The sequence below is a fragment of the Streptomyces durocortorensis genome, from assembly GCF_031760065.1.
Classification (GTDB): domain Bacteria; phylum Actinomycetota; class Actinomycetes; order Streptomycetales; family Streptomycetaceae; genus Streptomyces.
On sequence record NZ_CP134500.1, the window covers coordinates 4,885,645 to 4,911,229 of the forward strand.

Sequence of the window (25,585 nt, forward strand, 5' to 3'; positions counted from 1 at the left end):
GGCTTCGGGGAATGCCGATGTGCGGCGCGGCTCATGCCCGCGCGCGCGGACCGTGCAGCGCTCCCCCGCGGGGGTGGCCCCCGGACCCCCGGCGACGGGGAGGGCGGGCCCCGGGCCCGCACGGAACCGAGAGGGTGAACGCAGTGAACTTCCGCGACCTGGTGTACAGGCTCTACGCGCGCCGGGTGGAAGGCCGCCTGGACCACGACCAGGTGCCGAAGCACATCGGGGTCATCCTCGACGGCAACCGGCGGTGGGCCAAGGCCTCCGGCGGATCGGCCGTGCAGGGCCACCAGGCTGGTGCGGACAAGATCTCCGAGCTGCTCGGCTGGTGCACCGAGACCGATGTCGAGGTCGTCACCCTCTGGATGCTGTCCACGGACAACTTCGACCGGCCCGAGCACGAGCTGAAGCCGCTGCTGCGCATCATCGAGAACACCGTGCGCAATCTCGCCGCGGACGGGCGCTGGCGCGTCCACCACGTCGGCACGCTCGATCTGCTCCCGCCGGAGACGCAGACGGTGCTCAAGGAGGCCGAGGAGTCGACGTCCGGCATCGACGGGATAATCGTGAACGTCGCCGTCGGCTACGGCGGCCGCCAGGAGATCGCGGACGCGGTGCGCTCCCTGCTTCTGGAGCACTCGGCGAAGGGCACCACCTTCGAGGAGCTGGCCGAGGTCGTCTCCACCGACCTGATCTCCGAGCACCTCTACACCCGCGGCCAGCCCGATCCCGACCTGGTGATCCGGACGAGCGGCGAACAGCGGCTCTCCGGCTTCATGCTCTGGCAGAGCGCCCACTCGGAGTACTACTTCTGCGAGGTCTTCTGGCCCGCCTTCCGCAAGGTCGACTTCCTGCGGGCCCTGCGCGACTACGCCGCCCGCCACCGGCGCTACGGCGCCTGAACGGCCCACAGGGACGACTCCCCTATATAGAGGGGAGTCATCGCGCGTCCACCGGGACTTCTCCACACCGTGTCATATGCAGCGGCATGGCTTCCCGGGATGAAGGGAATACCTCTGACAGGGCGACATCCGGTCATCAACCAGGCGGATGTCGCATCCAAGTGAGCGGCACCCAGCCCGCTCGCCCGGGAGGCCCTTTGCACACGAAGGACCGTACACAGCGTGCGGCCGACGCGGAGGCCGTGGTTCGGCCCGCGCACAGGGGCCAGAACCCGGTCCGTCCTCTCCCTTCGGGAAGCTCCGCGACCGTCTGTCGCACTCCCCGACCTCGTCCGAGGGGGTACGTCCTTCCGTGGTGACCAGCACTAAGCGCCGCATGCCCGACCGGCGCACCTATGTTCTCGACACCAGCGTCCTGCTGGCCGACCCAGGCGCGATGGCCCGCTTCGACGAGCACGAAGTCGTGCTCCCGATCGTGGTGGTCACGGAGCTGGAGGCCAAACGGCACCATCCCGAACTCGGGTATTTCGCCCGGCAGGCCCTGCGTCTGCTGGACGACTTCCGGGTCCGGTACGGCCGACTGGACGCCCCGATCCCGCTCGGGGATCTGGGCGGGACGCTCCGTGTCGAACTCAACCACTCCGATCCCGGCGTCCTGCCCGCCGGCTACCGGTTGGGGGACAACGACTCACGGATTCTCGCGGTCGCACGCAACCTTCAGGCCGAGGGGTTCGACGTCACGGTCGTCTCCAAGGATCTGCCGCTGCGCATCAAGGCGTCCTCCGTCGGCCTCCTCGCCGAGGAGTACCGCGCGGAGCTCGCCATCACCGACTCCGGCTGGACCGGAATGGGTGAACTATCCCTTTCCGGGGAGCAGGTCGACCTGCTGTTCGGTGAGGAGAGGCTGTACGTCCCCGAGGCCGCCGACCTGCCCGTCCACACCGGCCTGGTCCTCCAGTCCGAGCGCGGCAAGGCGCTCGGCCGGGTGACGGCCGACGGCAACGTACGGCTCGTGCGGGGCGACCGGGACGCCTTCGGCATCCACGGCCGCAGCGCCGAACAGCGGATCGCCCTCGACCTGCTGCTCGACGGCGACGTCGGCATCGTCTCGCTGGGCGGCCGGGCCGGCACCGGCAAGTCGGCGCTGGCGCTCTGCGCGGGCCTGGAGGCGGTGCTGGAGCGTCGGCAGCACAAGAAGGTGATGGTCTTCCGGCCGCTGTACGCGGTGGGCGGGCAGGAGCTCGGCTATCTCCCCGGCAGCGAGGCCGAGAAGATGAGCCCCTGGGCGCAGGCCGTCTTCGACACGCTCTCGGCGGTCGCCGGGCGCGAGGTCATCGAGGAGGTGCTCGGGCGCGGGATGCTGGAGGTCCTGCCGCTCACCCATATCCGCGGCCGCTCGCTGCACGACGCGTTCGTGATCGTGGACGAGGCGCAGTCACTCGAACGGAACGTCCTGCTGACCGTGTTGTCCCGGATCGGGACGAATTCGCGTGTCGTGCTCACCCACGACGTCGCCCAGCGGGACAACCTCCGGGTCGGCCGGTACGACGGAGTCGTCGCCGTCGTCGAGAAGCTGAAGGGTCATCCGCTGTTCGCCCACGTCACGCTCACCCGGTCCGAGCGTTCACGGATCGCTGCGCTGGTGACCGAAATGCTGGAGGAAGGCCAGATCTGACCCGCATGCCCCATTGATGCCGCCCGGCAAGCCAAGCAGCTTAGCCGGGCGGCATTGTGCTGCGCCGTCATTTCCACAAAACCGGTGACCCAAACGGGGTGTGACCTTTCCCACCCAGCACAGAATTGCCTCCCGGTGGCCCTGTCCGGCAGAGTCTTGCTTCCGTCAGGCCCCGCATACGGCACTTGGGCACCTCCAGAGGCGCCACGCACCACACAACTCAACACATGACGTCCGTATGCCGCCCGCGAGCACCACGCGGCAGCCCCTTCACGGGGGTTGCCCAACGGGCCCGTGCCTCCCGTGACCCACGCAGTAGGGAGGCCAGTGCCAGGGGCACGATTGCGCCCGCGAGGTCACCTAAGCGGGCGATGCTGGAAGGACATCATGTGAGCCGGATCTCGGTCCGGGGGTTCGCCGTGGCATCTGCCACTGCGGTCACCACCGTAGGCGCCGTCGTAGGCGTTGCTTCGGGCGGCGCTCCCGCCGCTGACGACAACAACTTCGAGGCGGCCGCAGCCGACACCACGCTGCTCGCAGACATCCCCGCGGGCCAGCAGGCCCAGGTGCAGACCGCTTCGCTGACGCAGCAGGCCGACGCCCAGGCATCCGCCGCCGACGCCGCTGCCAAGAAGTCGGCCGAGGAGTCGGCCCGCCTCCAGGCGGCCAAGGACGCCAAGTCCAAGAAGGCGGCGGCCGAGGAGAAGGCCGAGGCCGAGCGCCAGGCCGCGGAGAAGGCGAAGAAGGAGAAGGACGCCGCCGAGCGCGCCAGCCGGTCCTCCGTCCGCGACGCCTCCTCGTTCGCCGCGCAGGGCTCGTACAGCGTGGCCCAGGTGCAGGCGATGGCCCGTCAGATGGTGCCCGCCGATCAGTTCCAGTGCTTCAGCAACATCGTGAACCACGAGTCGACCTGGAACTACCGTGCGGTCAACCCGTCCTCCGGTGCGTACGGACTGATGCAGGCCCTGCCGGGCCACAAGATGTCCTCCGCCGGCGCCGACTGGCAGACCAACCCGGCCACCCAGATCAAGTGGGGCCTCAGCTACATGGACAACCGTTACGGCAGCCCGTGCGGCGCCTGGTCCTTCTGGCAGGCCAACAACTGGTACTAGAGGAGGAGCGCGCGGCCCGGTATCTCCGCGCACTCAACCTTGCGAGGCCCCTCACCGTCAGGACGGTGAGGGGCCTCGCGCGTTGTACGGTCGCATCCTGGTGGCCCCGAGAACGCTGGGGAGCCACGATGGGGGAAGGAACGAGAGCATGTCGAAACTGCCGGGCTGGCTGGGCCGCTTCGGGGCCGAACTGACCGAGCTGGGCGCGCGCCTGGAGCGACAGCGGGCGCAGGCCGCCGCTTCGGATGATCCGGAGGAGCCCGTTCCGCGCCCCGGGGCCGGGGTGGTGGCCGGGACTGTCGTGGTGGCGGGCGACCCGGCCGTCGACGTCGCGGAGAGTGAGGCGGCTTCCGGGCAGGTGCCCGCGCCGCCCTCGTACGCCCCCTCCGTGGCGGCCAAGCCCGATCCGGTCGCGGCGATCCCGTGGGGGATGCGGGTCGCGGCCGAGGCGGGCTGGCGGCTGCTCGTCCTCGCGGGGACCCTCTGGGTGCTGATGCAGGTGATCAGCGCCGTGCAGCTGGTCGTCCTCGCCTTCGCGGCCGCGCTGCTCGTCACCGCGATGCTCCAGCCGACCGTGGTCCGGCTCAAGCGGTTCGGGCTGCCGCACGGACTCGCCACCGCCGTGACCGCCGTGCTCGGCTTCGTCATCATCGGGCTGGTCGGCTGGTTCGTGGTGTGGCAGGTGATGGACAACCTGGACACGCTCTCCGACCGGGTCCGCGACGGTATCGACGAGCTGAAGCGCTGGCTGCTGGACAGCCCGTTCCATGTCACCGAGTCGCAGATCAACGACATCGCCAAGAACCTCAGCGACACCATCGGCACCAACACCGAGGAGATCACCTCCGCCGGGCTCCAGGGCGTCACGGTGATGGTGGAGTTCCTCACCGGGCTGCTGCTGGCGATGTTCTCGACGCTCTTCCTGCTCTACGACGGCAAGCGCATCTGGCAGTGGACGCTCAAGCTGGTGCCCGCCCAGGCCCGGCCCGGGGTCGCCGGGGCCGGTCCGCGCGCCTGGCGCACCCTCACCGCCTATGTGCGGGGCACAGTGCTCGTCGCCCTGATCGACGCCGTGTTCATCGGGCTCGGGCTCTACTTCCTCAATGTGCCGCTCGCGGTGCCGCTGGCCGTGTTCATCTTCCTGTTCGCCTTCATCCCGCTGCTCGGCGCCGTGGTCTCCGGGGCACTGGCGGTGGTCGTCGCGCTGGTCACCGAGGGCGTGTTCACCGCGCTGATGGTGCTGGTGGTGGTCCTCGCGGTGCAGCAGATCGAGGGCCACATCCTCCAGCCGTTCATCCTCGGCCGCGCGGTCCGGGTGCACCCGCTCGCGGTGGTCCTCGCGGTGGCGACGGGCGGCCTGGTCGCGGGCATCGGCGGCGCGGTGGTGGCCGTACCGCTGGTCGCCGTGACCAACACGGTGGTCGGCTATCTGCGCTCGTACGCCCAGCCGGACTCCTTCGGCTCACCGCGTGAGACCGGCGGACGCCACGGTTCCACCGCCCTGTCGATGCGCCCGGCACACGCCACGTCGGGGGCCGCCACCGGGAGTGCGGAGGTCCGGGGCGGTGAGACCCGGAGCGGTGAGGTCCAGGAGGGCCCGGCCGGACGCGCCCCCGACGACCGGCCGCCGCAGGACTAGCGCTTGGACGAAGACGGAAAAGAGCCCCGAGGACGGTCGGTCGTCCTCGGGGCTCTTCCCGTACGCAGGGGTGGTGCGGTGTGACTACTCGGCGAGTACGGCCTCGGCGTCGAGGGTCACACCGACCGCCTGGATCACCGAAGCGATCTTGACGGCTTCCTGGATGGTCTCACGGTCCACGCCTGCCTTGCGCAGCACCTGCTCGTGCGAGTCCAGGCACTGGCCACAGCCGTTGATCGCGGAGACGGCGAGCGACCACAGCTCGAAGTCGACCTTCTCCACGCCCGGGTTGCCGATGACGTTCATCCGCAGACCCGCGCGGAGCGTCCCGTACTCCGGGTCCGACAGCAGGTGCCGGGTGCGGTAGAAGACGTTGTTCATCGCCATGATCGCGGCGGCCGACTTCGCCGCGGCGTAGGCCTCGGCGGAGAGGTTGGCCTTCGCCTCGGGCTCCAGCTCGCGCAGCACCTTCGGCGAACGCGAGGCGATCGCGCAGGCCAGCACGGTGCCCCACAGCTGCTGCTGCGGGAGCTCGCTGTTGCCGATGACCGAACCGAGGTTCAGCTTCAGGTCCTTGGCGAAGTCCGGTATGGCGGACTTGAGTTCGTTGAGAGCCATGTCGCTGTCAGCTCACTCGCCCGAGAGGAGCGCGACCGGGTCGAGGGTGTTCTCGCCCTTGGTCCAGTTGCACGGGCACAGCTCGTCGGTCTGGAGGGCGTCGAGGACCCGCAGGACCTCCTTGGGGTTACGGCCCACGGAACCGGCGGTCACCATCGTGAACTGGATCTCGTTGTTCTGGTCGACGATGAAGACGGCGCGCTGGGCGAAGCCGTCCTCGCCCTCGATGCCGAGGTCACGCATGAGCTCGTGCTTCGAGTCGGCCAGCATCGGGAAGGGCAGGTCGGTCAGGTCCGGGTGGTCCTTGCGCCAGGCGTGGTGCACGAACTCGGAGTCACCGGAGAAGCCGAGGATCTGGGCGTCCCGGTCGGCGAACTCCTCGTTCAGCTTGCCGAAAGCGGCGATCTCGGTGGGGCACACGAAGGTGAAGTCCTTCGGCCACGCGAAGACGATCTTCCACTTGCCCTCGTAGGTCTTGTGGTTGATCTGCTCGAACTCCTTGCCGCTCTCCAGCGAAACACAAGCGGTCAGGTCGAACTCGGGGAACTTGTCACCGACAGTGAGCACGCGCTCTCCTTGGAACGTCTGGAATTCCCGTTTTGAGGGGTCTTCCTGAGGGTTGGACGGGTTCCACCTTGGCACAGGGTGCATTGATCGCGGAAATAGCTACACTCGGTCGTGATGATCGGAGGTGCCTATCAGTGGGCCAGGGTAAACAGGGCATACGCCCCAAGCAGTCCGGTAAGCCGACCGCCAAGCAGCCCAGCCTGTCGCAGCTGCGCGCCTTCGCGGCCGTGGCGGAGCATCTGCACTTCCGGGACGCCGCGGCAGCAATCGGGATGAGTCAGCCCGCACTCTCGGGGGCCGTGTCCACCCTGGAGGAGGCACTGGGTGTCCAGCTCATCGAGCGTACGACGCGCAAGGTGCTGCTCTCGCCCGCGGGGGAGCGGCTCGCGGTGCGGGCCGGGGCGGTGCTGGACGCCGTCGCCGCGCTGATGGAGGAGGCCGAGGCGGTCCGGGCGCCGTTCACCGGGGTCCTCCGGCTCGGCGTGATCCCGACCGTGGCCCCGTATCTCCTGCCGACCGTGCTCCGGCTGGTCCATGAGCGCTACCCGGACCTCGACCTCCAGGTCCACGAGGAGCAGACCTCCTCGCTGCTGGAGGGACTCGCGGCGGGGCGGCTCGACCTGCTCCTCCTGGCCGTGCCGCTCGGGGTGCCCGGCGTCACCGAGATCCCGCTGTTCGACGAGGACTTCGTCCTGGTCATGGAGCAGGACCACTGGCTCGGCGGCCGGGCCGACATCCCGCGCGACGCACTGCGCGAGCTGCCGCTGCTCCTCCTGGACGAGGGGCACTGCCTGCGCGACCAGGCCCTGGACATCTGCCGTGAGGCGGGCCGCACCCAGGGCGCACCGGTCACCACGACCGCCGCCGGGCTCTCCACCCTGGTCCAGCTGGTCGCGGGCGGGCTCGGAGTGACGTTGCTGCCGCGCACCGCGGTGACGGTGGAGACCGGCCGCAACGAGGCGCTGGCCACCGGGTACTTCGCGGACCCGGCGCCCACCCGGCGGGTGGCGCTGGCGATGCGGACCGGGTCGGCGCGGGGCGGTGAGTTCGAGGAGTTCGCGGCCGCGCTGCGGGGAGCGATGAAGCCGCTGCCGGTGCGGGTGGTGGCGGCCTCCGGGGAGTGAACGGAAACCGGTGCGGCCGGGCTCCCCCCCCCGGCCGCACCGGCACCCCCTACTCCGTACGCAGACCGTCCGGCCGCATCAGCCGCCACAGCGAGGGCAGCGACAGCACCGTCACCAGCAGGATCAGCCCCGCACCGGCCCCCGTCAGCGGCAGGAACAGCCACCAGTCGGAGACGCTCTTCTCGATCATCCAGGTGAGCGTCGCGCCGAGACCGAGCCCGCCCGCGACCGCGACCACCAGGCCGAGGACCACGGGAACGGCGGTCTGCCACAGGACCGACCAGCCCAGCGTCGTACGCCGGGTGCCGAAGGCGACCAGCACCGACAGCAGCCGCTTGCGCTCGCGCAGCTGCTCCAGCTGGGAGACCAGCATCGAGGCGGCGATCAGCAGCAGCACCACGGTCGCCCCGACCTGGAGGCCGGTCTGGATGCTGGCGTACTGCCGGTCGCGCTCCACCGAGTCGAGGGTGACGAAGTGCATGCCGGGATCGATCCGGGCGGCCGTGTTGCGTACGTACTCGGCGACGTCCGGCACGCTCCTGTCGACCCGGATCTGGGCGGTGATCTGCGCCCCGGGCAGCTTGCCCGCGTCGACCGCGCCGGTGGTGGCCATGATTCCCCAGTGGGGGGTGCCCATCGGGTCCTGGCGGCCCTGCACGGTCGGGGAGTCGGCGGGCAGCGTCCACCGCAGCGGCTTGCCCGTCCCGGAGCCGATCTCGACCACCTCGCCCTTGCGGGCCGTCTGGTCGACCCAGTCGGCCATGTCCTTGTCGCCCCGCGGGTGCACGACGAACGTGTCGCCGTCCTCGCAGGAGGTGATCCGGGCCAGTTCGCGCAGGGTGTCGCACGTGCCGATGGTCAGCGAGGTGGTGGGCGGGATGTCGTCGTCCGCGTAGTCACCGGGCTTGGACGCGTACGCCTCCACCGAGCCGATCACGACCTCCACGCCCTTGGTGGCGCGGAACTGCTCGATGGCCGAGGTCGCCGCATCGCCCGTGACGTCCTCGGAGTACGCGGCGAACTGGGCCCGCGTGGGGTCCTGGCCGGTCACCCGGTTGAAGTCGGCGTTCATCGCAGCGAACATCATCTGGAGCGCGATCGCACCCGCCACCGCCACCGTGACCCCGCTGACCGCGCGGGAGGCCGCCCCGCTGCTCAGCTGGAGCCTGCGGGTGGCGAGCTGCCAGGGCACCGGGCCGCCGCGCAGCCGGTTCACGCACGCCTCGACCAGCCAGGGCAGCAGCAGGGCGAGCCCGACCAGCACCAGCACCGCACCGGCCGCGACCGCGAACGGCTTCACGGGCGCGTACTCGTACGGGCTGATCCGGCCCGTCGATCCGAGCACCGCCAGACCGGCGAGCGGCATGAGCAGCCGCCACCAGAGCCGACGGCCCCGGTCCTTTCCGCGGCGTACGACACCGAGCGGCTCGATCACCACCGAGCGCATCGCGGCCAGCGTGACCAGCACGGCGGTCAGCGGCACCGCCACCGTGATCAGCAGCGCCAGCAGCGGATCGGGCACCAGGTCGGCCGGGAACGCGCTGACGTCCCAGATCTCCACCGCGCCGACGAACTGCCGCCCCACGAGGAAGAAGGCCAGTCCGATCAGCAGCCCGAGCACCGCGCCGAACAGCGCCTCCCCGGCGGCGATGCGCCGGGTCGTCCGGATGTCCGCGCCGACCAGCCGCAGCGCGGCGAGCCTGCGGTCGCGCCGGTCGCCGCCGAACCGCACGGCGGTGGCGATGAAGATCGCGACGGGCACCAGCAGCACCACGCAGACCATGACGGTCAGCACGATCAGCAGCGGCGGGAGCGGGTCGGTCTCGCCGGGGCTCCCGTATCCGGAGATCCGTTCGCCGCCGGCGGCGGGCGTCAGGGTGTCGCTGCCCGCGTAGTAGCGGAGCTCGTTGGGCGAGCGCAGCCCGGCGTCGCCGATCGTGCCGGTGATCTCGTACGGCAGCCGCTCGCGGAGCAGTTCGCTGCCCGGGGCGGCGAGCAGCTCCTTGAGCGCGGGCGAGACGACCATCTCGTCCGCCCCGGGGAAGCGTCCGACCCCCGGCGGGAGGACGGGCTTCGAGCCGTCCGGGCGCATCAGGTATCCCGCGACGGTCCGGTCGCGGTACTCGGTGGTCGTGTTGATCCGCACCACCGACGTGTCCGACTTCGCGGCCCGCCCGTCCGGCGAACCGGAGAGCGGTGCCTCGCTGCGGGCCTGCTCGCGGGCGTTCCGTTCGTCCAGCAGATGCGGTACGGAGGAGGCGAGCAGCAGCAGCGCGACCCCGAGGCCGACGCCGACGGCGGTCAGCAGCGTACGGATCCAGCCCTCGCGGCCACCGGCGGCGGCGAACCGGATTCCGAGGCCGAGGTCCCGGAGGGTGGCCGCGCCGCGCGAGGGCGGCTCGGGGCGGTCCCGTTCGCCGGTCGGGGTGGTACGGGAAGCGAGCAGCGTCATCCGGCGTGCTCCAGATCGCGGGCCCGGCCGTCGCGCACGGTGACGTCACGGTCGGAGTAGGCGGCGACCCGGGCCTCATGGGTCACCAGGACGACGGCGACGTTGGCCGAACGGGCGGCCTCGGTGAGCAGCTCCATCACGCGCTCGCCGTTGAGGGAGTCCAGCGCGCCGGTCGGCTCGTCGGCGAAGATCACCTTCGGGGACGCGGCCAGCGCACGGGCCACGGCGACCCGCTGCCCCTGCCCGCCGGAGACCTCCCCGGGGCGCTTCGCGCCGAGGTCGTCGACCTCCAGGCGCTCCATCCACTCCAGGGCGGTGCGCTCGGCGGTCCTGCGCTTCACGCCGTCGAGCCGCAGCGGCAGGGCCACGTTCTCCACGCAGGTCAGCTCGGGAACGAGCTGGCCGAACTGGAACACGAAGCCGAAGTCGCTGCGCCGCAGGGCGCTGCGCTCGGCGTCCGACATCGCGGACAGCTCGCGGCCCGCGTAGGTGACGGTGCCGGAGTCGGGCGTGATGATCCCGGCCAGGCAGTGCAGCAGGGTGGACTTGCCGGAGCCGGAAGGGCCCATCACGGCGACGACCTCCCCCGGGTGCACGGAGAACGAGGCGCCGTCCAGGGCGGGCGTCGAACCGTAGGTCTTGCGCAGGTCGTGCGCGGAGAGAAGGGAGCCTTCGGGGATCATGCGGACACCACCTTGGCGAGCTGGCCGAGACGGGCGGCGGTCAGTTCCAGCCAGCGCAGATCGGCTTCCAGATGGAACAGGGCGTGGTCGCAGATCAGCTGGTCGGCGAGGTCGCCCTTGCGCTTGCGGTCGGTGAGGATGCGCATCATCCGCAGGTGCTCCGAGCGCTGGGCGTCCAGCACGTCGGCGGCGCTGCGATCGGTGAGGAGGGCGAGGACGACCTTGGTGTACAGGGTCGACTGGAGGTACGGCTCCGGCTTCTCGGGCTGCGCGAGCCAGCGCTCGACGTCGGTGATCCCGGCGTCGGTGATGGCGTACCGCTTGCGCTCGGGCCCCCCTTCGCTCTCGACCCCGTCGACCTCGACGAGTCCGTTCTTCAGGAGCCGGGACATCGTCGAGTAGACCTGGCCGTAGTGCAGCGGACGGTCCTGGCCGAACTTCTCGTCGAAGGTCCGCTTCAGGTCGTAGCCGTGCCGGGGGCCGGACTCCAGGAGTCCGAGGAGGGTGTGACCGATAGACATGAGCGGAACTGTACACGGGGTGTATACCTGCTGTGTATACGAGTCCGAAAAGCGCCCCTGGCCTGCGGTTGCGGGCCAGGGGCGCTGATTACGCGTCGGGGGCGGGCGGAGTGCCCTGCTCCTCCGGAGGGCGTTTCGGCGGCCGCCCCCGGCGGGCGATCGGCCGGGCCGCCCCCGGCAGCCGCCCCGCCTCCGCCAGCGCCCGCCGCAGCAGGAACTCGATCTGGGCGTTGGCGCTGCGCAGCTCGTCGGAGGCCCAGCGGGCCAGCGCGTCGTGCACCGCGGGGTCCAGCCGCAGCAGCATCTGCTTGCGCTGCTGCGGCCGGGGCGCCGGGGGTCGCCGGGGCGGCTTCTCGTCCGTCACTGGTAGAGGCTGCCCGTGTTGAGGACCGGCTGCGCCGCGCGGTCGCCGCACAGCACCACCATCAGATTGCCGACCATGGCGGCCTTCCGCTCGGAGTCCAGTTCCACGATGTCCTGCTCGGCGATCCGGGTCAGGGCCATCTCGACCATGCCGACCGCGCCCTCGACGATCTGCTGACGGGCCGCGACGACCGCACCGGCCTGCTGGCGCTGGAGCATCGCGGAGGCGATCTCGGGGGCGTACGCGAGGTGGCTGAAGCGCGACTCGATGATCCGGACGCCCGCGGACTTCACCCGGGCGGTCAGCTCGACGGCCAGCTTCTCGGTGATCTCCTCCGCGTTGCCGCGCAGCGAGAGGCCGTCCTCCTCGTGGGCGTCGTAGGGGTACTCGATGGCGATGTGCCGGACGGCCGCCTCGGTCTGGGTGGCGACGAACTCCAGGAAGTCGTCGACCTCGAAGAGCGCCTGGGCGGTGTCCTCGACCTTCCAGACGACGATCGCGGCCAGCTCGATCGGGTTGCCGTAGGCGTCGTTGACCTTGAGGACGGCGGTCTCGTGGTTGCGGACCCGGGTGGAGATCTTCTGGCTGGAGGTCAGCGGGTTGATCCAGCGCAGTCCGTCCGTGCGGATCGTCCCGACGTACCGGCCGAAGAGCTGGATCACCCGGGCCTCGCCCGGAGCGACCATCTTCACACCGCTCATGCAGAAGAACGAGGTGATGGTGAGGAGCGCCCCGAGGATGAAGAGCGGGACGCCGAGGGCGTTGTTGCCGTTCGCCCCCGTCACCCCGCCGACGATGGCGAGGCCGATGCCCGCGAACACCCCGAGCACCGTCAGCAGCAGCCCCAGCCCGCCCGGGATCGCATGCGCGGCGACCTCCCTGACCTGCGGCTCGGGCATGTCGGGGGCGTCGATGGCGGGGCCGGGCGCCGGGGCCTCGGAGCGGTGGTCGTCGTGCTGGACGGTCATGGGGTCCCCCGTTCCGCGCGGCCACTCGCCGCGCTATCAATGTGATTTCACATTATCGGATCTCGCAACCTTGTCCACCTCTGGGGAGTCGGTTCCTAGGAGACGGGTGCTGATTGTCACGTCCGTAAAAGACCGGATCGCTTGCCATTTGTCCCGTCCGACAGTGTTAGCTGGCAGGTCGGAACGGACTGAGGAGACCGAGCGAGCGGGTCGAGCAGAGAAGCGGGAGCAACACAGCAATGGGTCGAGCGGATGCGCGACGAGCTCAGGCGCGAGGGTCGCGCCGGGCTGCGAAGAGCGGCGGCATACGCAGACTCTTCACGTGGAAGAAGCTGCTGGGTACGTTCTTCGGGATCATCCTGCTGGGGATGGGCGCCTTCGGCGCTCTCTACCTGTACGTCGACGTCCCCGCCGCAGCGAACGCCATGGCGGAGCGGCAGAGCAACGTCTACAAGTACAGCGACGGCACGGTCCTCGCCCGTACCGGCAAGGGCGTCAACCGCCAGATCGTCGACCTGAACGAGGTGCCCAAGAAGGTCCAGCACACCTTCGTCGCCGCCGAGAACAAGACCTTCTACAAGGACCAGGGCGTCGACCTCAAGGGAACGACCCGCGGCATCTTCAACACCCTCAGCGGCAAGGGCAAGCAGGGTGGCTCGACCATCACCCAGCAGTACGTGAAGAACTACTACCTGACGCAGGACCCCACCGTGAGCCGCAAGCTCAGGGAACTGGTCATCTCGCTCAAGGTCGACCAGCAGAAGTCCAAGGACGAGATCCTCGCCGGGTACATCAACACCGCCTACTACGGACGCGGCGCGAGCGGCATCCAGGCGGCCGCCCAGGCGTACTACGGCATCGACGCCAAGGACCTGGACGTCTCCCAGGGCGCCTACCTCGCCTCCCTCCTCCAGGCCCCCAGCCAGTACGACTGGCACACCGCCACCGACACGGGCAAGAAGCTCGTCAAGGAGCGCTGGGCCTACACCCTGCGCAACATGGTCGAGATGGGCTGGCTGACCGAGTCCGAGAAGGCCGGCCTGGAGTTCCCCGTCCCGGACAAGCCCAAGCCCGCCGAGGGCATGGAGGGTCAGGCCGGCTACCTCGTCGAGGCGGCCAACAAGGAGCTGGAGAAGCAGGGCGTCTCCGCCGCCGACCGCGAGGCCGGTGGCTGGACGTTCACGCTCACCGTCGACAAGAAGCGCCAGAAGGCGCTGGAGAAGTCGGTGGAGGACCAGCTGGAGTCCAAGCTCGACCGCGAGGGCAACAAGATCGACGCCACCGTCCAGGCCGGCGCCACCTCGGTCGACCCGAAGACCGGCAAGGTCGTCGCCCTGTACGGCGGCGAGGACTACATCAAGCACTACATCAGCAACGCCACCCGCCAGGACTACCAGCCCGCCTCCACCTTCAAGCCGCTGGTGCTCGCCTCCGCCCTGGAGAACGAGTCGAAGACCCAGGACGGCAGCCTGATCGGGCTCAACACGGTGTACGACGGCACCAGCAGGCGGCCCGTCGTCGGCAGCGACACTCCGTTCAGCCCGCAGAACGAGGACGACCGCAGCTACGGCCCGATCTCCGTGCAGAAGGCGATGAACAGCTCGGTCAACTCCGTCTTCGCGCAGATGATCGTCGATGTGACGCCCGCCGCCGTGAAGGAGACGGCGCTCGCCGTCGGCGTACCGGACAAGAACTTCCCCGAGCGGCCCGCCGTCTCGCTCGGCACCATGAACGCCTCGACCTGGGACATGGCGGGCGTATACGCCACGCTCGACAACCACGGGCGCAAGGTCACCCCGCACATCCTCCAGTCCGCCGAGCACCGCGACCGCACGGTGGACGCCGAGAAGCCCAAGCGGGTGCAGGCCATCAGCCGCGCCTCGGCCGACACCGTGACCAAGGCGCTCACCGGGGTCGTCGACGCCGGGTCCGGCGGCGCGGCCAACACCGGCGCCTACGACGCGGCGGGCAAGACCGGCACCTCCGAGGACAACAAGTCCGCCTGGTTCGCCGGGTACACCCCGGAGCTGGCCACGGTCGTGGCCCTCTTCGGAGAGGGCGACGGTGGCCGCAAGCAGGTCTCCCTGACCGGTACGGCCAACTCCGGCCGCGCCAGCGGCAGCGGCTTCCCGGCCAGGATCTGGGCCGACTACACCCTCGGCGCCCTCGGCGGCGGCTCCGGCAAGACGTTCGACCTGGAGGACGTGCAGCGCGGCGAGGTGCCCGCACCGCCGACGCCTTCCGAGACGCCCTCCGAGGAGCCCACCGAGTCCGAGGAGCCCACCCCGCCCGAGACGCCCTCCGAGACGCCGAGCGAGACGCCGAGTGAGACGCCGTCCTCCCCGGCGCCGCCCACGAGCAGCCCGCCCGTCACGCTGCCGACGAAGACCCCCGAGCTGCCGCCGGAGCCCGGGGACGGCGACGGCCAGCCGGGTGAGCGGCCCGGTGGCGGCGGAGCGCCCCCGCAGTAAGGCCCTGACCGCATGAGTGAGGGGCGGACCGGTGCGGTCCGCCCCTCACTCATGTGCGCACCGGGCTCATGTGCGTACCGGCCCGGTCAGCCGCCGTTGACCTTCTTCGCGACCCGGTCGCCCAGGTCCTTGTCCACATTGCGCCAGTACTGGAGGGCCCGCTCCAGCACCGGAGCGCTCACGCCGTCCAGCAGATGGCCGGAGATGTTGGACACGAGGCGGTCCCGCGCCGCGTCGTCCAGGACCTCGCGCACCATCGTGCCCGCCTGGCCCCAGTCGTCGTCCTCGCTGTGCGGCTTGTACGCCTCGTGGACCATCTCGCCCGCCGTGGCCCAGCCGGCCGGGTCACCGAACCGGGCGGTGTCGGCCGCCGGACCGCCGTAGGAGTTCGGGGCGTAGACCGCCCCCGTCCGCGAGGGCTCGTAGCGCATCGGGCCGTCCTTGGCGTACGAGTTCACCCCGTGCCGCGGCCGGTTCGGCGGGAGCTGCGCGTAGTTCGGGCCGATCCGGTAGCGGTGAGTGTCCGGGTACGAGAACAGCCGGCCGAGCAGCATCTTGTCCGGCGACGGGCCGATGCCCGGCACCAGGTTCGACGGCTCGAACGACGCCTGCTCGATGTGGACGAAGAAGTCCTCCGGGTTCTGGTTCAGCGTCATCCGGCCGACCTCGATCTCCGGATAGTCGCCGTGCGGCCACACCTTCGTCAGGTCGAACGGGTTGAAACGGTAGTCCGGCGCGTCCTCGAACGGCATGACCTGGACGTACAGCGTCCAGCTCGGATGATCACCGCGCTCGATCGACTCGAACAGGTCCCGGCGGTGGACGTCGCCGTCGGTCCCGGCCATGGAGTCGGCGTCGGACTGGGTGTAGAAGTCGATGCCCTGGTCCGTCTTGAAGCGGTACTTCACCCAGAACCGCTCGCCGCCCGCGTTCACCCACATATAGGTGTGCGAGCTGTAGCCGTTCATGTGGCGGTACGTCTTCGGGATGCCCCGGTCGCCCATCAGCCACGTCACCATGTGCGCGGACTCGGGGGAGAGGGTCCAGAAGTCCCACTGCATGTCGTGGTCGCGCAGCCCGCTGTCCGGGCGGCGCTTCTGCGAGCGGATGAAGTCCTGGAACTTCATCGGGTCCCGTACGAAGAAGACCGGCGTGTTGTTGCCGACCATGTCGTAGTTGCCCTGCTCGGTGTAGAACTTCAGCGCGAAACCGCGGGGGTCGCGCCAGGTGTCGGGCGAGCCCTGCTCACCGGCGACCGTGGAGAAGCGGGCCAGCATGTCCGTGCGCCTGCCGGGCTGGAACAGGTCCGCCTTGGTGAACTGACTGACGTCGTTGGTCACGGCGAAGGTCCCGTACGCCCCCGATCCCTTGGCGTGCACCACCCGTTCGGGGACCCGTTCCCGGTTGAACTGGGCCATCTTCTCGATCAGGTAGTGGTCCTGGAGCAGGATCGGTCCGTCGGCGCCGACCGTGAGCGAGTGTTCGTCGCTCTCCACCGGGATTCCGGCGTTGTTCGTGGTGTACGGAAGCTGCGGAGTTTTCTCGGTCACGAGCGTCCTCCCGTCGAGGCGTGGGGGGTCGTGGGACATTCAGGTCGCTTCGCTACGAATGCAGTCAACTCCGACGTTTCGGGGTCGGCAACATTTCGCCACGGTCCGTCACCGCGGACCTGGACCTGGACCTGGACCTGGACCTGGACCTGGACCTGGAACGCCCATCCGCCCCTACTGCCCCCGGGTCGCCATCTCGAACCAGACGACCTTCCCCGTGGACAGCCGCGTCGCCCCCCACCGCCGGGCCAGCCGGTTGACCAGGAACAGCCCGCGGCCGCCCTCGTCCGTGTCCCGGGCCCGGCGCTGCCGGGGCAGCTGCGGGGAGTCGTCGCCGACCTCGCAGCGCAGGACGTCGGTCCGCAGCAGCCGCAGCGTCACCGGCCGCTCCGCATACCGCACCGCGTTGGTGACCACCTCGCTGACCAGCAGCTCCACCTCGTCGGCCAGCTCCTCCAGACCCCACCGGTCCAGCGCCCGCCGGGCCAGCCTGCGGGCCCGGCGCGGGGCCGCGTCCTCCGGCTCCAGATACCAGTACGCCACATCGCTCGGCGCGATCCCGTCGAAGCGGGCGGCCAGCAGCGCGATGTCGTCGTCCCGGTCACCCGGGCCGAGCATGTCCAGCACGTCGTCGCAGAGCGCCTCCAGCGGCGGAGCGTGGTCGGGGCCGGTGAGCTGCGCGGTCGCCGCGAGGCGCTCCCGCAGCTGCTCGATGCCCGTCCACACGTCCCGCAGCCGTGACTCCACCAGGCCGTCGGTGTAGAGGAGCAGGGTGGCACCGGCGGGCGCGTCCAGCTCGACGGCCTCGAAGTCGACGCCGCCCACCCCGATGGGCGCGCCCGGCGGCACCACCAGCACCTCGGCCCGGCCGCCCAGGTGCAGCAGCACCGGCGGCGGGTGTCCGGCGTTGGCGATGGTGATCCGGTGCGCGACCGGGTCGTACACCGCGTACAGGCAGGTCGCCATGCGGTCGCTGCCCAGCCGCTGCGCCTGCTCGTCCAGGTGGTGCAGCACCTCCTGCGGCGGCAGGTCGAGCTGCGCCAGGGTCTGCGCCGTCGTCCGCAGCTGGCCCATGATCGCCGCCGAGGTCATGGAGTGGCCCATGACGTCACCGACGACCAGCGCGACCCGGCTGCCCGGCAGCGGGATCGCGTCGTACCACCAGTCGCCGCCGACCCGGGCCGTCTCGGCCGCCGGGAGGTAGCGCGAGGCGAGCCGGACGCCGGTGGGCTGGGGGAGCGAGTCCGGGAGCATCGTGCGCTGAAGCTCGTCCGCGATGTAGGCCTCGCGCCCGTACAGCACGGCCTTGTCGATACCGAGCGCGGTGTGCGTCGCCAGCTGCGCCGCGACCAGCAGGTCACTGGCCTCGAACGGAGCCCGCTCGGTGCCGCGCACGAAGACCGCCGCCCCGATCACCCGCCGTCTGCCGCGCAGCGGGGCGAGGATCGCCCGGTGCCCGGTGGGGACGCTGCGGCCGGGGCCCAGTAGCTCGGGCAGGGCGGCCCGCGCCGCCGCGGAGTCGCCGAAGACCGGCCGCACCCCGCGCAGCACCTCGGCCAGCGCCCCGCCCGCCCGCACCTCGCACAGCTCGGCCGCGGGCATCAGGTCGGCCTGCGGGTCGACGACGATCGGCCGCAGCCGCTCCGTCTCCGGGCCCGCCTCGCTCTCCTCGTCGCTTAAGCGCAGCCGGTCGCTGCGGCGCAGCCGCAGGACGAACGGGCTCACCGGGCGCTCGTCCCCGACCGGCAGCGGATCGCGCAGATAGACCAGGATCGCGTCGGAGAACGTCGGCACACTGGCCCGGCACAGGCCGAGGACGATCTCGTCCAGGTCTATCCCCCGGGCGATCCGCCGGGTGGCCGCGCCGACGAAGCGCAGCCGGTCGCCCTCGCGGCGGGTGGCCGCCTGCGCGTCCGCGACGGCGGCCGCTCCGGGACCGGGGGCGGGCGCGGCGGCCGGGCCCGGGATCGCGGCAGCGGCGGCGGCCGCCGCGGCGTCCTGCTGCCGGGGCCGGGTGCGCTCCTGCTGCCGGGCCGCGAGCGGCTGCCGGCCTTCGTGGGAGGTGGGGTGCTCCGTCACGCGTGGGATTCCGTCCGTCCGGGCCGGTTGTATGAGGCAGTCACCTCGTGGGGCGTTACTGTGCCCCGGCAAGCGCGGTAAGAACAACGGCTGTCACCGGATGCCCCCGTACGCGGGGCCGAAACCGAGCGCCGCGGAGTTGGCCGACCGTCGATCCCTCCGGCGGCGGCCGCGGTGACGGGGCAGCGGACGGCGTGCATGTCTCCACCCCCTCGTAGTGGGCCCGGCGACCGCGCGGAACGTCCGGGCCCGTGGCCCGTTCCCTCCGTACGACCGGTGCGATGACTTGTGGTCAGTTCCGGTGTGGTGTCCGCCGGTTGCGGCGTCCGGCCCTGTGCGGGCCCGGTCCTGCCCACCGGGCCGCCCGAAGGCTGCTTCCAGGGTCTCACGACGGCATATGGGCGGGGGTGCGGTCCCAGTCATCCGGCAGGGGCGGCACCTGCCACCGCGGATCGGGCCGCCAGTGCTCCCAGCCGTCCCGGAACGGCGAGCCCCAGCCCGTGATCACCTCGACCGCCGCCCGGCCCGCCTCCCGGACCCGGGCGGCGGTCTCCCGGTCCATCAGGCCGACGCTCTGCGCCTGGGCGAACTCGTCCTCGTCGAGCCACCTCCAGCTGCGGTCGGGGTTCACCGAGATGTCGAGAAAGTGATCCTCGGAATCCACCCCTCCGGCCCACCGGGTGCGGGGCTCCTCCAGGTTGACGTACCAGTTGCGGAAGATCCATCCCCGGTCCCAGAACAGCCACACCGACCACGGGTCACCGGGCCGGGCGAGCTTCAGCACCCCGGAGCCGAACCAGGTCGAGCGGGCCGTGGTGCGCGGCGCGGTGTAGCGGGTGGCCAGTGGTTCGGCGTGCACCTGCCCGCCGTCGGCCAGCACCGGCCGTACGCATTCGGTGCCGGGCGCCATCCAGACGGCGAGCAGCTCGTCGGTGTCCTGGACGACGGTCACCGGGCGGCAGATGTGCACGGGCGGGGCGTCAGCCGCCCGGTGGGCCCGGCCGTTGTCGCGGTAGCGCCAGAGGATCTGGTCCCCCGGCGCCCAGCGTGCGCACTCTCCCGTACCTGTCATGCAGGGATCTTACGGAGTGCTCCCGCCGGCGCGCTGGGACTCAGGTCACCCGGCCGATCGAGGGCGCGTCATCCGCAGCACGTCCAGCGCCTCGTCGAGCTGTTCCAGGGTCAGATCGCCGCGCTCGACGTAGCCGGAGGAGAGGACCGTCTCGCGGATCGTCGTGCCGTCCTTCAGCGACTTCTTGGCGACCTTGGCCGCCTCCTCGTAGCCGATGTACTTGTTGAGCGGGGTGACCACGGAGGGCGAGGACTCGGCGTAGGCGCGGGCCCGCTCGGCGTCCGCGGTGATGCCGTCGACCGTACGGTCCGCGAGCAGCCGGGAGGCGTTGGCCAGCAGCCGTACGGACTCCAGCAGGTTCTTCGCGATGACCGGGAGCATCACGTTCAGCTCGAAGTTGCCCGCCGCGCCCGCCGTGGCGACCGTCGTGTCGTTGCCGGTGACCTGGGCGGCGACCATCAGGACCGCCTCGGGGATCACCGGGTTGACCTTGCCCGGCATGATCGAGGAGCCGGGCTGGAGGTCGGGCAGCGCGATCTCGGCGAGACCGGTGCGCGGGCCCGAGGCCATCCAGCGCAGATCGTTGGAGATCTTGGTCAGTGAGACGGCGATCGTCCGGAGCTGGCCGGAGGTCTCCACCAGACCGTCCCGTGCGCCCTGCGCCTCGAAGTGGTCGCGGGCCTCGGTGAGCGGGAGCCCGGTGGCGCCCGCGACCTCCGCGATCACGGCGGCCGAGAAGCCCGGCGGGGTGTTGATGCCGGTGCCCACCGCCGTACCGCCGAGCGGCAGTTCGGCGAGCCGGGGCAGCGAGGCGCGCAGCCGCTCCACGCCGTAGCGGATCTGCGCCGCGTAGCCGCCGAACTCCTGGCCGAGGGTGACCGGGGTCGCGTCCATCAGATGCGTACGGCCCGCCTTCACGACCTCCGAGAATTCGGCCGATTTCCGCCCCAGGGATTCCGCCAGGTGGTCCAGGGCGGGGATCAGGTCGGCGGTGACGGCGGCGGTCGCGGCGATGTGGATGGAGGACGGGAAGACGTCGTTGGACGACTGGGAGGCGTTCACATGGTCGTTGGGGTGGACCTCGCGGCCCAGCCGCTCGGAGGCGAGGGTGGCGATCACCTCGTTGGTGTTCATGTTCGAGGAGGTGCCCGATCCCGTCTGGAAGACGTCGACCGGGAAGTGCTCGTCCCAGCGGCCCGAGGCGACCTCGGCGGCCGCCTCCTGGATCGCGGCCGCGATGTCCGGATCCAGCACCTTCAGTTCGGCGTTGACCTTGGCGGCCGCACCCTTGATCCGGGCCAGCGCCTCGATGTGGGCCCGCTCAAGACGCTGCCCGGAGACGGGGAAGTTCTCCACGGCCCGCTGGGTCTGCGCGCGCCACTTGGCGTGCGCGGGGACCTTCACCTCACCCATCGAGTCGTGCTCGACCCGGAACCCGTCGGTACCTGACGTGTCGACCATGGTGTTTAAACCTCCTGAAAAAGATGAGCACTTGTCTTGTTCTATCTATTCCCAAGTCGCCTACCGGCCAGTAAATACCGGGGGTAACCACTCACCGGGAGGCGCAATGAGGCGCACCAGCAACAGACTTCGAAGGCTCGGAAGCCTTCGCCGGCTCCGCTGTACGGTCGCCGCCGCCGTCGCTCTCGCGGCGGCGGTCGGCGGTATGGCGGCCGCCGGGCCCGCGGGCGCGGCGGAGTCGGGTACCAGCTCTATCGCATCCACCCCTCTCCCGCCCGCGCTGGAAGCCGTCCGGGCCGCCGAGGCCACCCAGCTGTACGGCAGCCCCGCCGAGCGACCGCTCGCCGACCGCAAGACCGGCCTGATCTCGCTCGGCGACAGCGAGATCTCCGGCGAGGGCGTCGGCACCTACGACCCCGGCACCAACGGGCCGGACAACTGGTGTCACCGCTCGCCGGAGGCCGCCATCCACCGCACGGGCATCGCGGCGGACGTCACGTACAACGTCTCCTGCTCCGGCGCCTATACCGGGAACATCAGAATCGGCGGAAACAAGCAGTACGCCGACGAGCTGGTCCAGAGCGACAGCCTCGCCATCAAGGCCCGCAACACCCGGATCAAGATGATCGTCCTGGTCGCCGGGGCCAACGACGACCTCCAGTTCGGCCCCGTCATGACCGACTGCGTGGTGCGCTACCTCACCTTCCAGGGCCCCTGCGAGCCCAAGTACGCGGGCGGCTGGCAGGCCCGCGTCGACGCGCTCGTCCCCAAGGTCGAGGCGACCGTCCGCGACCTGCGCACCGTCATGACGGAGGCCGGGTACGCCAACAGCGACTACAAGCTGGTCCTCATGGGCTACCCGAGCCCGATCGGCCCGGACTTCCGCGACAACCCGGACTTCCCCGGCAAGCTCATCTGCGGCGGCATGGGCTACGACTCCGACACCGTCTGGGGCCGCAACACCGCCGTACCCGCCTTTCAGACGGGGATGCGCAAGGCCGCCGCGTCCACCGGCGCCGCCTACCTCGACAACTCCCGGCTCTTCCACGGCCACGAGGTGTGCAGCGAGAGCCCCTGGGCGCGCGGCCTCTACATCGACCTGAGCAAGCCCGGCCTGCCCGACGAGAACTCCGTACGGCAGTCCTTCCACCCCAACGCGGCGGGCCACCGGGCCTTCGCCTCCTGCCTGACCCAGATGTACGACTCCGGGCTGCGCGAGGCGAGCTGCGCCGACCCGGCGAGCACGGGGAACCCGGTGCTCCAGGGCGCGGCCTGGGACGACCTGTTCACCCCGCTGACGAACGAGGCGACCGGCACCTGTGTCGACGTCCCGGCCTCGGTGACCCGCAACGGCACCGCGATCGGCGGCTGGGACTGCCACGGCGGCCGCAACCAGAACTGGTGGTACGACAACGGTACGCAGACCCTGCGCACCGCGCTCAGCCACGACCGGTGCCTGGACGTGCCCGGCGCGGAGTACGACGCGGGTGCCACGCTCATCGTGTGGAACTGCTCCGGCGCGGCCAACCAGAAGTTCGTCCAGCAGGCGGGCACCCTCCGCCCGGCCGCGGCGACCGGCCTGTGTCTGACGCTGGCGGGGGCCAAGGACCCGCTGAAGCTCCAGACGTGCGACGGCAGCGCGAAGCAGCGGTTCGCGTAGTGACGGCGTGCGTCACCGCGTGAGCGGGGGCGGTCGCCGTGCCGCGGCCGCCCCCGTGCCGTCACGTGCCAGGTCACGGCTCCCGCGCCAGCGCGTCCGACAGCGCCCCCAGCGTCGGGGTCAGATACAGCTGCCGCAGCCGCACACCGGGCAGCCCGCGCTCCCGGGCGAGCGTGCCGATCCGGATCGCGTACAGCGAGTTGCCGCCCAGGTCCCAGAAGTTGTCGTCCCGGCCGACCTGCTCGACGCCCAGCACCTCCTGCCAGACGGCGGCGAGGGCGGCCGTGGGGCCGCTGTCGCGGGACGCTTCGTGAGGCGCCGCGGCCGGGACCCGGTGGGTGGCGGGCGCGGGCAGCCGGGCCTGGTCCAGCTTGCCGTTCGCGGTGAGGGGGAGCGCGGCCAGGACGGTCACCGTCGCGGGCACCATGTGCGCGGGCAGCAGCCGCGCCGCCCGCTCCCGCACGGGCCCGGGGTCCTCGCCCGCGCCCGGCGCCGGGACCACGTACGCGTCGATCCGGACCGCCGCCGCGTCCCCCTCCCCGCCGCCGGTCACCGTGACCGCCGCCGCCGACACCGCCGGGTCCTCCAGCAGGACGTGGCGGATCTCCCCGGGCTCGATCCGGAAGCCCCGGACCTTCACCTGGTCATCCATCCGGCCCAGATGCTCCAGGGTCCCGTCGGCCAGCAGCCGCCCCAGGTCGCCGCTGCGGTAGAGCCGCCGCCCCGCCGGGTCCAGGGGGTCGGGCACGAAGCGTTCGGCGGTGAGCGAGGGCCGGTTCAGGTAGCCCAGCGCCACGCCCGCCCCGCCCACGTGGATCTCCCCGGGGGCGCCCGGCGGCACGGGCCGCCCGCACGCGTCCAGGACCCGGACCGACCAGCCGGGCAGCGGCCGCCCCACCGACCGGGAGCCGTCGAGGGCCTGACGGCGGGTCACCGTGGTGGCGGTGGCATGGACGGTGGTCTCGGTGATCCCGTACATGTTGACCAGGCGGCAGCGGTCCTCGGGGTGCAGGTCGAACCAGTCCAGCAGCGGACGGGTGTCCAGCGGTTCGCCGCCGAGCACCACCAGCCGGACGGCCACCGCCGCCCGCGAGGCCCGGTCGGCCGCCGCGAGCTGGGTGAACGCCGACGGGGTCTGGCTCAGCACGCTCACCCGCTCCCGTACCAGCAGGGCGTGGAAGTCCTCCGGCGAGCGGCTGGTCCAGTGGTCCACGACCACCAGCCGTCCGCCGGTCAGCAGCGCGCCCCAGATCTCCCACACCGAGAAGTCGAACGCGGCCGAGTGGAAGCACGTCCAGGTGTCGTCGGGGGAGAGGCCGAAGTCGTCGCGGACGGCGTCGACCAGGGCGGTGACGTTGGCGTGCGGGACGAGAACACCCTTGGGCCGACCGGTCGACCCCGAGGTGTGGATGACGTAGGCGGGACAGGCGGCCGCCCGCCTGTCAGCGGCGGGCCGGGGCGGGTGGCCGGTGAGGGCGGCCGGGTCCCCGACGGTCAGCCGCAGCCCCGCGTCCCGCGCGGTGCGCTCCCGCCGGTCCGCCGGATGCTCCGGATCGAACGGTACGTACACCGCGTCCGCCTTCAGCACGGCGAGCATCGCCGCCACCAGGTCCGTCGAGCGGGGCAGGCAGAGGCCGACGAGATCGCCCGGCCGGACGCCGTGCGCGTGCAGCCCGTCGGCCAACGCCTCCGCACGGGAGTCGAGTTCGGCGTAGGTGAGGGTGGCGGCGCCGCTGGTGAGGGCGGGCGCGTCGGGGCGGGCGGCGACCTGCGCGGCGAAGGCGGCGTCGATGCGGAGGGGAGTGGGGCGCCAGGTGGAATCGGGTGCGCCCAGGGCGAGTCGGGCCGCTCCTTCCGCCGCGCTGAGCGGATCGAGCGCGGAGAGTCGCGTGTCGGGCGGAGAGGTCGCCAACTGCTCCCGCACATACATCACCTGGTGTGCCGGTGCGGGTAGCGCACCCGGTCCGGTAGGCAGGGTGACGGCCCCGCCTCCGGCATCCGCCACCAGACCCAGCGCGGGCGGCTCCTCGCCCTCGGTCAGGGGGGCGGCCGGTCCCGTGGCGAGCAGGTCCCCGACCGTACGGCCGGGGGACAGGTCCGCCGTGAACACCGCGTACCCGTCGAGTGCGCCCAGCGCGTACGGGGGCCGGTCCTTCGCCGGTACGGGAACGGCGACCCGCACCGAGGACGCGCCCGTGTACCGCCCGGCCGTCACCGCGAGGGCCGCCGCCAGCCGCCGGGTCGCGTCGTCCAGGTGCGGGTCCGGGGGGAGCGGCCCGTCGAGCGGGGTGACCGTGTCCGGGTCCAGTTCGCCCCGCAGCACCCGGGCGACCAGCCGCAGCGAGTGGGCGTCGAGCGCGCAGGCGTCGGCGGTCAGGACGAGGTCGGGGGCTGGGCGGTGTCCGTGCTCCCCGTCCGCGTACCGCAGCAGCACCGCGCGCAGCCGGTGGCCCGGCGCGACGGGACGGCTCGCTTCGGCCGCGCGGCGGCGGACGGCCGCGTCCGATCCGGCCGGGGCGGGCACCGCCTCCGGCCACAGCCGGGGGCGGCGGCGATCGCCGGGCCACCACAGCGCGGCGGCGGCGGTGAGGGCGGCGGCGAGCTCGGCGTCCGTGGCGGCCGCAGGCAGGCGGACGGTCAGGGTGTGGTGGGTGGGCGGCACGT

Annotated in this window: 19 protein-coding genes; 7 read left to right on the forward strand and 12 right to left on the reverse strand. The window is 71.4% G+C overall.

Annotated elements, in window-relative coordinates; genetic code table 11:
• Window positions 1-143: 143 nt before the first annotated feature.
• The 4 genes from RI138_RS21875 (at window position 144) to RI138_RS21890 (ending at window position 5,331) form a co-directional block, all read left to right on the forward strand.
• On the forward strand, window positions 144-905 hold the full coding sequence (locus tag RI138_RS21875; protein WP_096629622.1) for an isoprenyl transferase: 762 nt from the start codon (window positions 144-146) through the stop codon (window positions 903-905).
• Window positions 906-1,257: 352 nt separating this feature from the next.
• Entirely contained in the window at window positions 1,258-2,580 is a 1,323-nt protein-coding gene (locus RI138_RS21880; RefSeq protein WP_096629592.1) for a PhoH family protein, read from the forward strand.
• A gap of 389 nt (window positions 2,581-2,969) precedes the next feature.
• Window positions 2,970-3,692 (forward strand): aggregation-promoting factor C-terminal-like domain-containing protein, encoded by a 723-nt coding sequence (locus RI138_RS21885; RefSeq protein ID WP_311121282.1) that lies wholly within the window; start codon window positions 2,970-2,972, stop codon window positions 3,690-3,692.
• A 148-nt stretch (window positions 3,693-3,840) separates the two neighbouring features.
• The gene (locus tag RI138_RS21890; RefSeq protein ID WP_311121283.1) at window positions 3,841-5,331 is read left to right on the forward strand and encodes an AI-2E family transporter; all 1,491 of its coding nucleotides are present in this window, start codon (window positions 3,841-3,843) and stop codon (window positions 5,329-5,331) included.
• A gap of 84 nt (window positions 5,332-5,415) precedes the next feature.
• On the opposite strand, the gene RI138_RS21895 is transcribed toward RI138_RS21890, so the two are convergent.
• Window positions 5,416-5,949 carry an alkyl hydroperoxide reductase gene (locus RI138_RS21895; RefSeq protein WP_096629596.1) on the reverse strand — a complete coding sequence of 178 codons (534 nt, stop codon included), beginning with the start codon at window positions 5,947-5,949 and terminating at the stop codon, window positions 5,416-5,418.
• A gap of 12 nt (window positions 5,950-5,961) precedes the next feature.
• Window positions 5,962-6,516 carry a peroxiredoxin gene (locus RI138_RS21900; protein WP_003966619.1) on the reverse strand — a complete coding sequence of 185 codons (555 nt, stop codon included), beginning with the start codon at window positions 6,514-6,516 and terminating at the stop codon, window positions 5,962-5,964.
• A gap of 134 nt (window positions 6,517-6,650) precedes the next feature.
• On the opposite strand from RI138_RS21900, the gene RI138_RS21905 reads away from it, so the two are divergent.
• Entirely contained in the window at window positions 6,651-7,640 is a 990-nt protein-coding gene (locus tag RI138_RS21905; RefSeq protein WP_311121284.1) for a hydrogen peroxide-inducible genes activator, read from the forward strand.
• Between the two features lie 49 nt (window positions 7,641-7,689).
• On the opposite strand, the gene RI138_RS21910 is transcribed toward RI138_RS21905, so the two are convergent.
• From RI138_RS21910 to RI138_RS21930, 5 genes are all read right to left on the reverse strand, one after another.
• Complete coding sequence (locus RI138_RS21910; RefSeq protein ID WP_311121285.1) at window positions 7,690-10,092, reverse strand: FtsX-like permease family protein; 2,403 nt, start codon at window positions 10,090-10,092, stop codon at window positions 7,690-7,692.
• Complete coding sequence (locus tag RI138_RS21915; protein WP_311121286.1) at window positions 10,089-10,775, reverse strand: ABC transporter ATP-binding protein; 687 nt, start codon at window positions 10,773-10,775, stop codon at window positions 10,089-10,091. The genes RI138_RS21910 and RI138_RS21915 overlap by 4 nt, the downstream gene beginning before the upstream one ends.
• The gene (locus tag RI138_RS21920; RefSeq protein ID WP_096629602.1) at window positions 10,772-11,296 is read right to left on the reverse strand and encodes a PadR family transcriptional regulator; all 525 of its coding nucleotides are present in this window, start codon (window positions 11,294-11,296) and stop codon (window positions 10,772-10,774) included. The genes RI138_RS21915 and RI138_RS21920 overlap by 4 nt, the downstream gene beginning before the upstream one ends.
• Window positions 11,297-11,384: 88 nt before the next feature.
• Window positions 11,385-11,660, reverse strand: coding sequence for a hypothetical protein (locus RI138_RS21925; protein WP_096629604.1), 276 nt, complete (start codon window positions 11,658-11,660; stop codon window positions 11,385-11,387).
• Window positions 11,657-12,628, reverse strand: coding sequence for an SPFH domain-containing protein (locus tag RI138_RS21930; protein WP_096629605.1), 972 nt, complete (start codon window positions 12,626-12,628; stop codon window positions 11,657-11,659). The genes RI138_RS21925 and RI138_RS21930 overlap by 4 nt, the downstream gene beginning before the upstream one ends.
• A gap of 239 nt (window positions 12,629-12,867) precedes the next feature.
• Between RI138_RS21930 and RI138_RS21935 the strand changes: the two genes are divergently transcribed.
• Window positions 12,868-15,099 carry a transglycosylase domain-containing protein gene (locus RI138_RS21935; protein WP_311121287.1) on the forward strand — a complete coding sequence of 744 codons (2,232 nt, stop codon included), beginning with the start codon at window positions 12,868-12,870 and terminating at the stop codon, window positions 15,097-15,099.
• Window positions 15,100-15,185: 86 nt separating this feature from the next.
• On the opposite strand, the gene RI138_RS21940 is transcribed toward RI138_RS21935, so the two are convergent.
• The 4 genes from RI138_RS21940 to RI138_RS21955 form a co-directional block, all read right to left on the reverse strand.
• Window positions 15,186-16,649 carry a catalase gene (locus RI138_RS21940; protein ID WP_096629608.1) on the reverse strand — a complete coding sequence of 488 codons (1,464 nt, stop codon included), beginning with the start codon at window positions 16,647-16,649 and terminating at the stop codon, window positions 15,186-15,188.
• A gap of 174 nt (window positions 16,650-16,823) precedes the next feature.
• A complete protein-coding gene (locus RI138_RS21945; protein ID WP_311121288.1) occupies window positions 16,824-18,728 on the reverse strand; it encodes a SpoIIE family protein phosphatase in 1,905 nt (634 codons plus the stop codon).
• Window positions 18,729-19,113: 385 nt separating this feature from the next.
• On the reverse strand, window positions 19,114-19,800 hold the full coding sequence (fomD, locus tag RI138_RS21950) for a cytidylyl-2-hydroxypropylphosphonate hydrolase (RefSeq protein ID WP_311121289.1): 687 nt from the start codon (window positions 19,798-19,800) through the stop codon (window positions 19,114-19,116).
• A 45-nt stretch (window positions 19,801-19,845) separates the two neighbouring features.
• Window positions 19,846-21,261 (reverse strand): class II fumarate hydratase, encoded by a 1,416-nt coding sequence (locus tag RI138_RS21955; RefSeq protein WP_311121290.1) that lies wholly within the window; start codon window positions 21,259-21,261, stop codon window positions 19,846-19,848.
• 106 nt (window positions 21,262-21,367) lie between these two features.
• Between RI138_RS21955 and RI138_RS21960 the strand changes: the two genes are divergently transcribed.
• Window positions 21,368-22,921 carry a ricin-type beta-trefoil lectin domain protein gene (locus RI138_RS21960; RefSeq protein WP_311121291.1) on the forward strand — a complete coding sequence of 518 codons (1,554 nt, stop codon included), beginning with the start codon at window positions 21,368-21,370 and terminating at the stop codon, window positions 22,919-22,921.
• A gap of 73 nt (window positions 22,922-22,994) precedes the next feature.
• On the opposite strand, the gene RI138_RS21965 is transcribed toward RI138_RS21960, so the two are convergent.
• Window positions 22,995-25,583 carry a non-ribosomal peptide synthetase gene (locus RI138_RS21965; RefSeq protein WP_311121292.1) on the reverse strand — a complete coding sequence of 863 codons (2,589 nt, stop codon included), beginning with the start codon at window positions 25,581-25,583 and terminating at the stop codon, window positions 22,995-22,997.
• Window positions 25,584-25,585 lie beyond the last annotated feature (2 nt).

What these genes read in the sequence shown, in the direction of transcription:
- RI138_RS21890 (WP_311121283.1), top strand. Translation starts at nt 3,841, where the DNA reads ATGTCGAAACTGCCGGGCTGGCTGGGCCGCTTCGGGGCCGAACTGACC.
- RI138_RS21895 (WP_096629596.1), bottom strand. Translation starts at nt 5,949, where the DNA reads ATGGCTCTCAACGAACTCAAGTCCGCCATACCGGACTTCGCCAAGGAC.
- RI138_RS21910 (WP_311121285.1), bottom strand. Translation starts at nt 10,092, where the DNA reads ATGACGCTGCTCGCTTCCCGTACCACCCCGACCGGCGAACGGGACCGC.
- RI138_RS21915 (WP_311121286.1), bottom strand. Translation starts at nt 10,775, where the DNA reads ATGATCCCCGAAGGCTCCCTTCTCTCCGCGCACGACCTGCGCAAGACC.
- RI138_RS21920 (WP_096629602.1), bottom strand. Translation starts at nt 11,296, where the DNA reads ATGTCTATCGGTCACACCCTCCTCGGACTCCTGGAGTCCGGCCCCCGG.
- RI138_RS21930 (WP_096629605.1), bottom strand. Translation starts at nt 12,628, where the DNA reads ATGACCGTCCAGCACGACGACCACCGCTCCGAGGCCCCGGCGCCCGGC.
- RI138_RS21935 (WP_311121287.1), top strand. Translation starts at nt 12,868, where the DNA reads ATGGGTCGAGCGGATGCGCGACGAGCTCAGGCGCGAGGGTCGCGCCGG.
- fomD (WP_311121289.1), bottom strand. Translation starts at nt 19,800, where the DNA reads ATGACAGGTACGGGAGAGTGCGCACGCTGGGCGCCGGGGGACCAGATC.
- RI138_RS21955 (WP_311121290.1), bottom strand. Translation starts at nt 21,261, where the DNA reads ATGGTCGACACGTCAGGTACCGACGGGTTCCGGGTCGAGCACGACTCG.
- RI138_RS21960 (WP_311121291.1), top strand. Translation starts at nt 21,368, where the DNA reads ATGAGGCGCACCAGCAACAGACTTCGAAGGCTCGGAAGCCTTCGCCGG.